This is a genomic window from Moraxella lacunata, from assembly GCF_002027545.1.
In the GTDB taxonomy this organism is placed as follows: Bacteria; Pseudomonadota; Gammaproteobacteria; order Pseudomonadales; family Moraxellaceae; genus Moraxella; species Moraxella lacunata.
In genome coordinates, this window is the sequence record NZ_MXAN01000002.1 from 1 (window position 1) to 12,011 (window position 12,011).

Annotated in this window: 10 protein-coding genes; 3 read left to right on the forward strand and 7 right to left on the reverse strand. The window is 41.4% G+C overall.

The window, feature by feature from the left end; translation table 11 throughout:
* Nucleotides 1-679 precede the first annotated feature (679 nt).
* From B5J94_RS00090 to B5J94_RS00105, 4 genes are all read right to left on the reverse strand, one after another.
* Entirely contained in the window at nt 680-1,120 is a 441-nt protein-coding gene (locus B5J94_RS00090) for a roadblock/LC7 domain-containing protein (RefSeq protein WP_051225951.1), read from the reverse strand.
* Nucleotides 1,121-1,167: 47 nt separating this feature from the next.
* Complete coding sequence (locus B5J94_RS00095) at nt 1,168-1,695, reverse strand: GTP-binding protein (protein WP_062498545.1); 528 nt, start codon at nt 1,693-1,695, stop codon at nt 1,168-1,170.
* A 105-nt stretch (nt 1,696-1,800) separates the two neighbouring features.
* Nucleotides 1,801-2,919 carry a hypothetical protein gene (locus B5J94_RS00100; RefSeq protein ID WP_143821856.1) on the reverse strand — a complete coding sequence of 373 codons (1,119 nt, stop codon included), beginning with the start codon at nt 2,917-2,919 and terminating at the stop codon, nt 1,801-1,803.
* 781 nt (nt 2,920-3,700) lie between these two features.
* A complete protein-coding gene (locus tag B5J94_RS00105; RefSeq protein ID WP_062498547.1) occupies nt 3,701-4,360 on the reverse strand; it encodes a DUF4230 domain-containing protein in 660 nt (219 codons plus the stop codon).
* A gap of 323 nt (nt 4,361-4,683) precedes the next feature.
* On the opposite strand from B5J94_RS00105, the gene B5J94_RS00110 reads away from it, so the two are divergent.
* The 3 genes from B5J94_RS00110 (at nt 4,684) to B5J94_RS00120 (ending at nt 9,125) form a co-directional block, all read left to right on the forward strand.
* Nucleotides 4,684-6,411 (forward strand): proline--tRNA ligase, encoded by a 1,728-nt coding sequence (locus B5J94_RS00110; RefSeq protein WP_062498573.1) that lies wholly within the window; start codon nt 4,684-4,686, stop codon nt 6,409-6,411.
* Nucleotides 6,412-6,525: 114 nt separating this feature from the next.
* Nucleotides 6,526-6,783 (forward strand): PepSY domain-containing protein, encoded by a 258-nt coding sequence (locus B5J94_RS00115; protein WP_062498548.1) that lies wholly within the window; start codon nt 6,526-6,528, stop codon nt 6,781-6,783.
* Nucleotides 6,784-6,977: 194 nt separating this feature from the next.
* On the forward strand, nt 6,978-9,125 hold the full coding sequence (locus B5J94_RS00120) for a M3 family metallopeptidase (RefSeq protein ID WP_079363851.1): 2,148 nt from the start codon (nt 6,978-6,980) through the stop codon (nt 9,123-9,125).
* 48 nt (nt 9,126-9,173) lie between these two features.
* On the opposite strand, the gene queF is transcribed toward B5J94_RS00120, so the two are convergent.
* The 3 genes from queF to B5J94_RS00135 all read right to left on the reverse strand — a co-directional run bounded on the left by queF (nt 9,174) and on the right by B5J94_RS00135 (nt 11,905).
* A complete protein-coding gene (gene queF, locus B5J94_RS00125) occupies nt 9,174-10,031 on the reverse strand; it encodes an NADPH-dependent 7-cyano-7-deazaguanine reductase QueF (protein WP_062498549.1) in 858 nt (285 codons plus the stop codon).
* Between the two features lie 132 nt (nt 10,032-10,163).
* Nucleotides 10,164-10,934 carry an ABC transporter permease gene (locus B5J94_RS00130; protein ID WP_062498550.1) on the reverse strand — a complete coding sequence of 257 codons (771 nt, stop codon included), beginning with the start codon at nt 10,932-10,934 and terminating at the stop codon, nt 10,164-10,166.
* Between the two features lie 38 nt (nt 10,935-10,972).
* Nucleotides 10,973-11,905: an ABC transporter ATP-binding protein gene (locus tag B5J94_RS00135; protein WP_373280016.1), complete on the reverse strand. Its 933-nt coding sequence runs from the start codon at nt 11,903-11,905 to the stop codon at nt 10,973-10,975.
* Nucleotides 11,906-12,011 lie beyond the last annotated feature (106 nt).

Genomic DNA, 12,011 nt, shown 5'->3' on the forward strand with positions numbered 1-12,011 from the left:
GTAGCTGTTTTTTGCCCCAAAATGCCAGCGACCAATGCCAAAAAGACTGCCAGCGATAACAGCAAACTTTTATAGCGTAAATCTAATAAACCGCCCATAACCAACCTTATCTATTTGGCACACCGATGATATAACACATCAATGTGCCATGATGAATTTTAAATGCTAATTAAATTATTATTAAACAATCGTTAAACAATTATTAAAAAATTACTTGATATTAATTTAATAATAATTAAAAATTAAAAATTAATTTATTCTATTTTTAGGGCATGCCCTAATGCATGTTAAATAACGTGCCTTAAATCATGGTAAAAACAGATTGCCAAAGCAATGCTTTTTAGGGGTGCCTGCCTTTGATATTTGCATTTTATAAAATGTTATCAATGGTAGGCACGCCCTAAACACACCTTAAAATGTTTTAAAGCCCCATTTTTTAACACAAAAGTACACAGCACTTATGGATTTTAGTGTATTGATGTACTTATTTTTCAATAAACATCAGCCAAACTGATACAATTACCTATTTTATACCAAAACAGCAAATTATCCTAACATTAATTGACAAATGATACATTTTTGTGTATCAATCAATAACAAAACTGCCCAATCCTGTATGAACACACCCAACAAAAAAAACAGTCCATGTGTCTGGACTGTTTTTATGACAAGCATTTGCTTATTTGCCGTGATGTTGACCGTCAAGCTCCACCAAACGAGTGGTGGCTTTATTCATGGCGTGCATGATTTGCCCGAGTAGAACCTGCTGTTTGGTAACCACAATCAAAATCATGGGCTGATTGACATTTGGCACGGCACTAATCATAATTTTGCCATTTTCAGCATCCAAAATCACCGAACGACACCCAGTCAGCTGAGCCTCAGCAGTCAAGGCTTGTACCAGTGCCAAGATGGATGAACCGACTGCTGAGAGTTTATTGCCATCATAGTTTTTTTGAAAGATAGATGATACTTCAAAACCATCGGTCGATGCCAGTAATACACCATCTACGCCTGTGGTAGAATGCACCAACTCATGAAGCACTTCTTTTGAAAGTGTCACAAATTGCTCAGCAGGCTTGACACGATTAGAATCCAATTTAAAAGGGCTAAGACTCATTATTTTACTCCAAGATGTTTATTTGTATGTCAGTGTTGTCAAGTGATTTACTCAGACTGTTCTAGGCTAGCGATGATACTCTCAACGAGTAACAAGACATCTTCACGTTTACGCATGTCCACAGGGAATAGTGGTAAGTTACGCCCAATGCTCGCTAGATAATCACGATAAATGGAGAATTCACGCTCGGGCATTTTGTCCACTTGACTGATACCCAACACGATACGACCATCATAAATGCCATCAAAAATCTTTAAATAATGTGCCAAATCTGCCACAGAATCAGGTGCCGAATGGTCAATCAAAATCACCACGCCCAAAGCACCTTGGGATAGGATGGGCCAAATGAAGTTAAAACGCTCCTGCCCTGGGGTGCCGTAAAGACCAATACTTGCCCCACCATCAATGGTCAGCTCGCCATAATCCATGCCGACTGTGGTCAAAAGCTTGGCGTTGGTGTCAAGGTCGGTATTCATGACCTCGGTTGAGACCACAGGAATGTCAGAGAGACTAGAGATGGCCTGGGTCTTACCTGCACCCATAGGGCCACTAAATACAATTTTAAGACGTTGCATAAGTGCTACCTAAATAACTATATTAAATATAAATAACATGAAAATGTAAATAATGATAAATTTATTGTATGATAAAAATACAAACATTGCAATTAGGACATGTCATCACAACCCCAGTTTACGACGCAGACGTGACAAGAAACCGATTTTCTCTTGTTGTTCGGCGGTTTTTGGCTCAGGTCTTGGTTCAGGCTCGCTCACAGGTGTAGGAGCTGTGACTGTCACTGGTGCCACGGTCGATGTCTGCATGATGGTCGCATTCACGTTTTGGTAGTTATCATCCATCAAATGCTGAGAAAGCAGTAGCGAGACAATCACTTTTTGGACGATAGGACGACCTAGTCCCGTGCGTGCCACAATCTCATCTACCGTGCGTGCTGTATCTTCTAAGGCAACCATTGTCCGCAAGATAATGCGTCTGTCGGCATTATTATCAGGCTTTGCCCATGAACGAAGCTGATAGCGGGCATTGCCATCGATGAGTGGTAATAACATCTCAGCATTCGCCCATGCCATCTGATACAGCCACTGATTCATGTCTATGGCTTGCTTAGGCTCGCCTGCCACACCGCCATACACACGCAGTCGCCATGTCGTCATGTCTGCCACTTTGGCACTTTTTAGCCATACCAACTGGCGCACCCCATCAATAACAGCCAACACCTCTCCATCTTGGGTCAGCTCAAATAAGGACTTAGGACGAGCGTGCAACGTCTTAATCAAGTCTATCATGTCATCTAACTTTGATGTGGTAGACTGTGGCGATTGTGCTGTGTAAGCAGTTTGGGCTGACTGGCTGGTTTGATTCTCCTGATTGGTTTGGGTGCTTGTTTTGTCAGGCTTACCAGACGTGCTTGATTTTTGATAAGGCAGACCCTTTAATACATCCACTTTTTCATGAAGCCAGTCATTTAAGGCATTGATTTGTTTTAGGGGTAATACCAGTGAGTCGCCAACGATACCACCATCACCTGTCAGGTTGCGACTGACGTATAAGATGGGTGTGCGTGGGTGCAATTCTATTAGTTTTTGTACGCTGGCAGAATGTTTAAAATCTTGATTGATGACATATAAATCCACATCATTAACCTGAGCAGATACCCAATCCAAAGCCACGTCCAAACGCAATAGGACACGCAAATATCCTTTAAAAGTAATTTGGTCAGCAGGGCTAACACCAACCATGGCAATACGCATCGTATTTTTGCTATCAGTACTCGTCATGATTTACTCTCAACCAAAGCAATTGCTTGGAGATTATTAGTCTAAATTGCCTAACGCCATTGTCCTGATATTTTTTGATAAAGAAAATATCTGCTTAATTTTATAAGTAACCCGATACACCATAAATCAATATTTGATTTATGTTTTTCTTTTATCCCAATATCACATTTAATTAATACGACCATTGGTGATAATTGTTGATTTTAAATAAAATTTTAAAAATTCGGTCAGAAAATTTTAAAATTTAATAAAATACCATTATCTAATATCATGTTAAAAAATTTGGTATGGCAGTTAGAATGAGTGCTTTATTTTTTATTTAAAATGATGTCGCTTCATGATACAAATGAGAGTAATTATCGATAAGTTATAAAATTTATCAAAAATTCGTTATCGCTATTGATTAGCATTTGATAAAAAATTAATTTTAATCAACAAATTACCAAAGTCAGGCACATTTAACGGCTATTTTGACATGATATCACGCCAAAACATTAATTTTAAATAATAACAGAGATAAAACAGCAAATTTAGGTTGTTAATTTGCTGATTCTATTTTATAACATAATTTGGTTTACGGCTATACCAAACAGTAAAAATATTTTACCATTGAGCAATATTTTTATACCCATAAAAATATTATGGGTATAAATTAAGTATGTTTTGTGTATTATTTGGGCAAATTGATGATTTTATGGACACATTTATCCATTTTATCAATTTGATGAAATGTTATTATTTAACATTTTAAATGTCATGCATTAATAACATTTATTTAAATTCAACACGCCCCCACATCGCCATTGACCACCACAGTCGCCCCTGTCAAGGCAAATAAGCCCTTGATTTGTTCGGTGGCGTTATCGGTGGCAAGGGTCATGATGTCGCCTTGGCACGCTTTTTTTAGTACTTCGGCTTTGGCGGATGTTTGGGCTTGATTTAAAATCTCAGGGTCGTTATCCACCACGCCAAACAGCCCTGTTTTCCAGTCATAGACCTGTATGTCATCAAGGAACACCTCAAACACCTGCGATGGCGGGAGCGTTACCGTGATGTTGGCGTGTGGGGCGACTTTTGGGTCGGTCTGGGGGTCAAAGGTAACTTGCACGTTGTCCGCCGTGATTTTACCCAAATCCACGCCTGCCAAAACCCGCCCACGAGCAACAAACAGCCCCTTTTGTTCGTCCTGCCATAGCTTGTACCAATTGCCTTCTTTTTGGGCGGTGATGACCGTGTCCACGCCAAAAGCAACGGTATTTAGGCGAGCCATTTTTTGGATTTCGGTAACAACACCGTCTCGGCTAATGGCGGATACGGCAGGCTCTTCGGTCAATTTTAACGTCCAAAAAACTGCCAAAAATGCAATCATTGCCATGACCGCCACGATACAAAATAGGGTGAATTTATTGGCTTTTTTGGATTTTGGGGTTGATATGCTCATGTGTCTCCTTAAGATTGGATGGAGTAAAATGAAAGAGAAAGATTGATAAGTTGGATCATCATAGCACTTTATGGGAATAAATTTTTAAAATTTTTATAAAAAGACTTGCACAGTTACCAAAGTTTACTTTAATATAATACGTTTTTACTAAATTTAAGATTTGGGATTGTTTAACCAAGAGATATTGTAAAAAATTTGGATGCGTAAGAGCAATGTATTCGCTCAAAAAATCAATGCGTTTACAGGGCAAATGTGATTTACCCCTACAAATCTGCCCAAAGCATGACAATCCACAATACCAAACACCAATCAGCGAGAATTTTATGAAAGCCAGTCAATTCACCCTAGCCACCCTTCGCAACACCCCAAGCGATGCCGACATCATCTCTGCCCAGCTTATGATAAAAGCAGGACTTATTCGCAAACTTGCCTCAGGCTTGTATGTGTGGATGCCAACAGGCTTGCGTGTGCTAAAACGAGTGGAAAAAATCGTCCGTGAAGAGATGGAACGCATCAGTGCCCAAGAGCTACTTATGCCCGTCACCCAACCTGGCGAACTGTGGCAAGAGAGTGGGCGTTGGGAAGATTATGGGGCGGAGCTACTTCGCTTTAAAGACCGCCATAGCCGTGATTTTGTGCTAGGACCTACCCACGAAGAAGTCATCACCGACATCGCTCGTGGCGAATTAAAAAGCTACAAACAGCTCCCTGCCACTTATTATCAAATCCAAACCAAATTCCGTGATGAGATTCGCCCACGTTTTGGGGTGATGAGAGCAAGGGAATTTACCATGAAAGACGCCTATTCTTTTCATATTGATAAAGACAGCCTTGCCAAGACTTATCAAGACTTTTATGAAGCCTACACTCGCATTTTTACCCGTTTGGGGCTTGATTTTAGGGCGGTGCAAGCGGACACGGGGTCTATTGGCGGATTTGCCAGTCATGAATTTCACGTCCTAGCCGACAGCGGAGAAGACGACATCGCATTTAGCACCGAGTCGGATTATTCAGCCAACGTAGAGCTTGCCGAAGCCGTCTGCACCGCCACACGCCAGCCCCCAAGTGAGCCACGCACGGACGTAGATACGCCAAATATGCCCACTTGTGAAGAAGTGGCAGAGCATTTGGGCATTGAGCTATCACGCACGGTAAAAACGCTCATCGTCAAAGGCTCGTATTCAGAAGACACGCCCGATATGCCAAAACTTGTCGCCCTTGTGTTGCGTGGCGACCACACCCTAAACGAGCTAAAAGCGGAGAAGTTGCCCCAAATCAAAGCACCGCTAGAAATGGCAAGCGAAGATGAGATGAAAGAAGCAGGTCTCATCAAAGGCTATATCAGCGTGGACTTGGCAAAATATGGCATACCTGTCATCGCTGATAGAAGTGCGTCCGTCATGGCGGATTTTGTGAGTGGGGCAAATGTAGCAGACAAACACACAAAAGGCATGAACTGGGAGCGTGATGCGGTCTATGCAGAGGTTGCCGACATTCGCAACGTGGTGGACGGCGACCCAAGCCCTGACGGTAAAGGCGTGCTACAAATCAAGCGTGGCATTGAAGTGGGGCATATCTTTCAGCTTGGCGATAAATACTCGCACGCCCTAAACTGTGCCGTCCTTGGTAAAGAAGGCAAGCCAGTTACGCTCATGATGGGCTGTTATGGCATTGGGGTTAGTCGTATCATTTCGGCAAGCCTAGAACAAAACCACGACGACAAGGGCTGTCTGTGGGCGGACACGCCAGACCCTACCGACAACATCGCCCCATTCTATGTGGCGGTCGTTCCCATGAAATCCAAAGACGGCTCGGCAGAAGCCAAAGCGGACGAGCTGTATAGCACCCTAAAAGACAAAGGCGTAAACGTCCTATTAGACGACAGAGACGAGCGGGCGGGCGTGAAATTTGCCGATTTGGAGCTTATCGGTATCCCACACCGCATTGTCGTGTCCGAGCGTAACTTGGCAGAAGGCAAATACGAATACGCCAAGCGTGGGTGTGGTGATAAAGAGCTGTTAGGGCTTGATGAGCTGTTGGCGAAGTTTTAAAGAAACAATCATTATAACTTTTTATACAAAAATAACTCATCATTGGCTTGGTGTTGTTATATAATAAGACCAAGCCAATTAGGCTCATTACAACTCATTACATAGAGAAATATCATGAAAATTACAAAAGCCCTAGCCATTGCCCTAGCCTTGACCACTGCAAGTATCGGCATGGCTCACGCAGACGATAACCATCTAGAACGCACCGCTTATCAAGACCCAACAGTCCATCAAAACCTTGAAAAAGCTCGCACCATCATCGAAGCACAAGGCTACCAAATCACCGATAAGCTAGAAATCGATGAGAAGCGTGGTAAGCTATATGTCAAAACCGAAGCCATCAAAAACGGCAAAAATATGACATTCGCCTAGATTATCCCAACTTAAAAAATCTGCAGGCCAAACTTGATAGAGACTAAAACCAAAAGCCCTGTATTTGCAGGGCTTTTTTATGCCCAGCCCAAGTCATTCCTAATCAAGCCCCGCAATCACTGCCTTTTATCCATAACTATTCTTGATTTTTTAAATCACTTTGCGTAAGATAAAGTTTTTTATCAGGAGACATCATGGAACGCCGTCAATTTTTACAACTTAGCTTAGGAACCGCTCTTGCCATGAGCCTACCCAAATTTGGCATGGCACACCCCCTACCCTTAGATTTGCCCACCACCTTACAAGACAACCCCCTACTACACTTTGACGGCTTGCCCAACTTTGGGGCGGTTGAGATTTCGCACATCACGCCTGCCATTGACTTTTTATTAAAACACAACAAAGACGTGGTCAAGCGTGTCTGTGCCCAAAAAAGTATCACATGGGACAACTTCTACGCCCCGATAGAAGATGCCCAAAACAAACTAGACCGTGTGTGGGGCGTGGTCGCTCACTTGCATTCGATCAAAAACTCAGATGCCCTGCGAGCGGTGTACCAAGACATCACCAAAAGCACAAGCGACTATGAATCGTGGTTTGGCATGTATCGCCCTTTATACGAAGGCTTTAAAAAACTCGCCAAAAGCGATGAGTTCAAAACCTACACCCAAGCCCAACAAAAAGCGATAAACGATGCCTTGCTGGATTTTAAACTATCAGGCGTGGCATTGACAGGCGACAAAGCCAAACGCTACACCCAAGTGGTCGCTCGCTTGTCTGAACTATCCACCCAATTTAGCAACAACGTGCTAGATGCCGACATGGGTTGGGAGCTTGTCATTGACGACAAAGCCAAGCTATCAGGACTTAGCGACATCGCCCTACAAAAAGCAGAACAATCCGCCAAATCCAAAAACAAAACGGGCTACCGTTTTGGGCTAAACGTGCCAAGCTATCTGGCAATCACCACCTACGCCGATGACAGAGAGCTACGCAAGCAAATGTACGAAGCCTATCGCACTCGTGCATCCGACAAAGGTCAAAATGCTGGCAAATGGGACAACACCCCCATCATCAACGAACTTATTGATTTGCGGTTGGAACTTGCCCAACTGCTCGGCTACAAAAATTACGCCCAATATGTGCTTGCCAAACGCATGGCAAAAGACACCGATGAAGTGCTTGGCTTTTTAAAAGATTTACTTGCCAAAACTCGCCCCACCGCCAAAAAACAAATGCAGGACTTACAAAAATACGGACGTGATATTGGTGTATTGGGTCAAGATGATAAGATTGAGCCGTGGGATTTTGCTTATTTGTCTGAAAAACAAAAGCAAGCACTTTATAACATTGACAAAGAAGCCCTGCGGGTGTATTTTCCTGTGGATAAAGTGTTGGGCGGTATGTTTGAAGTTACTCGCCGTCTGTTTGGCGTGGACGTGCGTGAAAAAACAGGCGTGTCCTTGCCCCACCCCGACACTCGCTTTTTTGAGCTGTATCAAGACGACAAACACATCGCATCATTCTATCTGGATTTGTTCGCCCGTGAAAACAAGCGTGGCGGTGCGTGGCATAGCGGAGCGGTTGGGCATTTTAAAAAATCCACTGGCGACACCCAAAAACCTGTCTCCATGCTCGTGTGTAACTTTGGCGGAGCAACTGGCGATAAACCTGCCTTGCTACTACATAGCGAAGTAGAAACGCTGTTTCATGAGTTTGGGCATGGCTTACATCACATGCTCACACAGGTGGACGTGCTTGCCCTGTCGGGTACTCGTGTGCCAAGAGATGCGGTAGAGTTCCCAAGCCAAATGCTAGAAAACTGGACATGGGATAAAGACGTGCTTGCCCTTATCTCGGCTCATTATGAGACAGGCGAACCTATTCCTATGGACATGGTTCAAAAAATGCAAACCGCCAAAAACTACCTATCGGCGACTTCTATCGTCCGTCAGTTAGAGTACGCCCTATTTGATTTTCGTTTGCACGTTGAGCATAAGCAAGGCGACAAAAAGACACTTTCTCGTCTGCGTGATGACATCCGCCAAAACGTCTCGGTACTCGGTGAACCTGACTGGGTGCGGATGGCTCACAGTTTTAACCATATTTTTTCAGGCGGTTATTCGGCAGGGTATTATAGCTATCTGTGGTCGGAAGTGCTGGCAAGCGATGCCTTTACTCGCTTTGACAAAGAAGGACTGCTTAAACGACAAACAGGGCAAGATTTTGTCAATGCCATTTTATCCCAAGGCGGTGCGGATGAGCCGATGAAGCTGTTTGAGCAGTTTATGGGTCGCAAACCCCAAAACGATGCTCTGTTAAAGGCTCATGGGATTAGCTGATTATATGAATAAACCCTGTGATTGCAGGGTTTATTTTTTACATTTATGCTATTGACGAATAAGCCGTTTAATCTGCCCTTTATCCGCATGAAATACCCGCACAGGGTTAATGTCAATTCCGCCACGTCTGGTGTAATTCGCCAACACTCTTAAAGAAGTTGGTTTAAAATACGTCATCATGTCGGCAAATATCCGCTCCACGCATTGCTCATGAAAGCCGTTGTGTTGTCTAAATGATAAAATATACTTTAAAAATTCGCCAAAATCTAATGCGTATTCGCTCGCCATTTCAATTTGCACCGTTCCCCAATCTGGCTGATTGGTAACAGGGCAATTTGAACGTAACAGATTGCTATAAAATTGATAGGCTTTTAATTCGCCTTTTTGGGTATTTTTTAAAAATTTGCTATCAATATCATCGGTTAAAATAACCTCATCGGAAAAATCATGCAACGCCTCATCAATACAAATGCCCATCGGTCTTGCAATGGTCAGCTCATCACTGTCCATCTCAATAATCTCTACACCCACATCAGCACCCACACAAATGGATAAATCTTTTTGCAAAGTGCTTTTTAATTCATTGATATGATGAAATTTGGTAAAGTTTAGGCTATTTAGATACAGCTTTAATGATTTGGATTCTATAATATTTGGTGAATTGGCAGGGATGATAAAGCGAGCCATTGCCACTTGTGAGACACCAATAGGGTTTAGCCACGACAATTCAAAGGCTTGCCAAATATCAGCGCCTTTTTTTAAGTCATCATCATATTCATTAAAATCAAAATTCACCTCTTTTAAAATCTCATCTCGCCCAATTTGACGAGATATGGGATATAAAATAGCAGGGTCATAAGTTTTTGAATAAGTGGTACTCTCACCTAATACGCCATGAATACTCATTATATTTACCTCAATCCAGTGGAAGTATTTACCATTGATGGCATTTTTATTAAAATTTGACGAATGTTTAATATCATTCAATTTATCATCACATGATTATCTGCCATTGTATGAAAATATGTATTAGTAATATCAAGAGATTCGAATTCTTTTGCCATCTTTTAGTATTTTATACGCCACACCGTAAAACAATACACAAAATACCAAAATTGCCAATAACGAATAACCAACATTGACATCAGAATGCCCCAATATGCCATAACGAAAAGCATTGACCATATATACAATGGGATTTAGCAAAGATAAATTTTGCCAAAAAGATGATAAATTCTCCAATGAATAAAATACACCGCCTAAATAAGTTAAGGGCGTTAAAATAAAACTTGGCACAATAGAAATATCATCAAAAGAATGGGCAAATACTGCATTAACAAATCCACCCAATGAAAACAACACAGATGTGCCAATAATGGTAATAAGCATGATCGGAAAATGACTGATTGTTAATTGGGTAAAAAATAATGCCACAATACTCACAATTAACGCAATGGCAAGCCCACGAAACACACCACCGCCCACATAGCCCAATAATATGGCATGCTTGGAGATGGGCGAGACCAGCATTTCATCAATACTGCCATGAAATTTGGTGCTAAAAAATGATGAAACCACATTAGAATAACTGTTGGTAATGACCGACATCATGATAAGACCAGGCACGATAAATTGCATATAACTCACGCCTCCCATCTCTCCGATACGAGAACCTATCATTTGTCCAAATATTACAAAATATAACGTCATGGTAATAACAGGGGGCAATAAAGTTTGAGGCCAAATACGGACAATGCGTTTTATTTCTTTAAATAGTAAGGTGTTAAAAGCGACTAATTGACTGTTCATGATTTTCCTTAATAATATTAATATATTTTTTCCATCATTTATTTGCTATTTTGAGAGTGATTGTCTACCACTCCCATAAATAATTCTTCTAGGCGGTTGTTTTTATTTCTCATGCTAACAATTTGGATATTAAAATCATTTAATTGGCGAAATATATCATTTAGATTTTGGTTTTTATTAAGTGTAATTTCTAGGGTTTTATTATCTGACAAAGTTATGTGGCTGATATTATTGATGGTTGGCGTGTTATTTAATTCATCTTTTAAATCAAATACAAAAGTTTCTAACGATAACTGCGTAAGTAGTGATTTCATATCGGTATTAATTAAAATCTCACCATGATTTAATATGGCAATGTATTTACATAACTGTTCAGCTTCTTCTAAATAGTGAGTGGTCAAAATAATGGTAGTGCCTTCATTTTTATTCAAGTGTTCAATAAAATCCCACATAGAACGACGCAATTCAATATCTACCCCTGCGGTTGGTTCATCTAATATGAGCAGTTTGGGGCGGTGTATCAAGGCACGAGCAATCATCAAACGGCGTTTCATACCGCCAGAGAGCGAACGAGCCTTTTCATCTTGTTTATCCCAAAGTCCCAATTCTTTTAATAAAAATTGTGCCCGAGGTAGAGCATCTTTCTTTTTTATGCCGTAATAGCCTGCTTGAATGATGAGAATGTCCAAACATTTTTCAAATTGATTAAAATTAAATTCTTGGGGAACAATGCCCAAATAGGATTTGGCAAGGCTTGGATTTTTGTGCAAATCCACACCAAAAATCTGCACCGTACCATCTGTTTGTGGAAATAATGAGCTAATAATACCAATCATGGTGGATTTACCCGCCCCATTAGCACCAAGCAAAGCAAAAAATTCACCTTGTGGCACAGTCAAATCCACACCTTTTAGGGCGGTAAAGCCGTTAGGATAGGTTTTTTTAAGGTTGGATATTGTTAAAGCTGGCATGGTCATGGTTTTTAAAATTATGTTTAGGCTGGGTGTGTTTGGTCAGTCATGTTTTGCATGGGTGTTATCTTATATGGTATAAAAATATGATATAAAAATTACCAAA

Bases quoted from the DNA above. Each gene is read 5' to 3' on its own strand.
- B5J94_RS00090 (WP_051225951.1), bottom strand. From the start codon at position 1,120: ATGAGTCTTAGCCCTTTTAAATTGGATTCTAATCGTGTCAAGCCTGCT.
- B5J94_RS00095 (WP_062498545.1), bottom strand. From the start codon at position 1,695: ATGCAACGTCTTAAAATTGTATTTAGTGGCCCTATGGGTGCAGGTAAG.
- B5J94_RS00100 (WP_143821856.1), bottom strand. From the start codon at position 2,919: ATGACGAGTACTGATAGCAAAAATACGATGCGTATTGCCATGGTTGGT.
- B5J94_RS00105 (WP_062498547.1), bottom strand. From the start codon at position 4,360: ATGAGCATATCAACCCCAAAATCCAAAAAAGCCAATAAATTCACCCTA.
- B5J94_RS00110 (WP_062498573.1), top strand. From the start codon at position 4,684: ATGAAAGCCAGTCAATTCACCCTAGCCACCCTTCGCAACACCCCAAGC.
- B5J94_RS00115 (WP_062498548.1), top strand. From the start codon at position 6,526: ATGAAAATTACAAAAGCCCTAGCCATTGCCCTAGCCTTGACCACTGCA.
- B5J94_RS00120 (WP_079363851.1), top strand. From the start codon at position 6,978: ATGGAACGCCGTCAATTTTTACAACTTAGCTTAGGAACCGCTCTTGCC.
- queF (WP_062498549.1), bottom strand. From the start codon at position 10,031: ATGAGTATTCATGGCGTATTAGGTGAGAGTACCACTTATTCAAAAACT.
- B5J94_RS00130 (WP_062498550.1), bottom strand. From the start codon at position 10,934: ATGAACAGTCAATTAGTCGCTTTTAACACCTTACTATTTAAAGAAATA.
- B5J94_RS00135 (WP_373280016.1), bottom strand. From the start codon at position 11,905: ATGCCAGCTTTAACAATATCCAACCTTAAAAAAACCTATCCTAACGGC.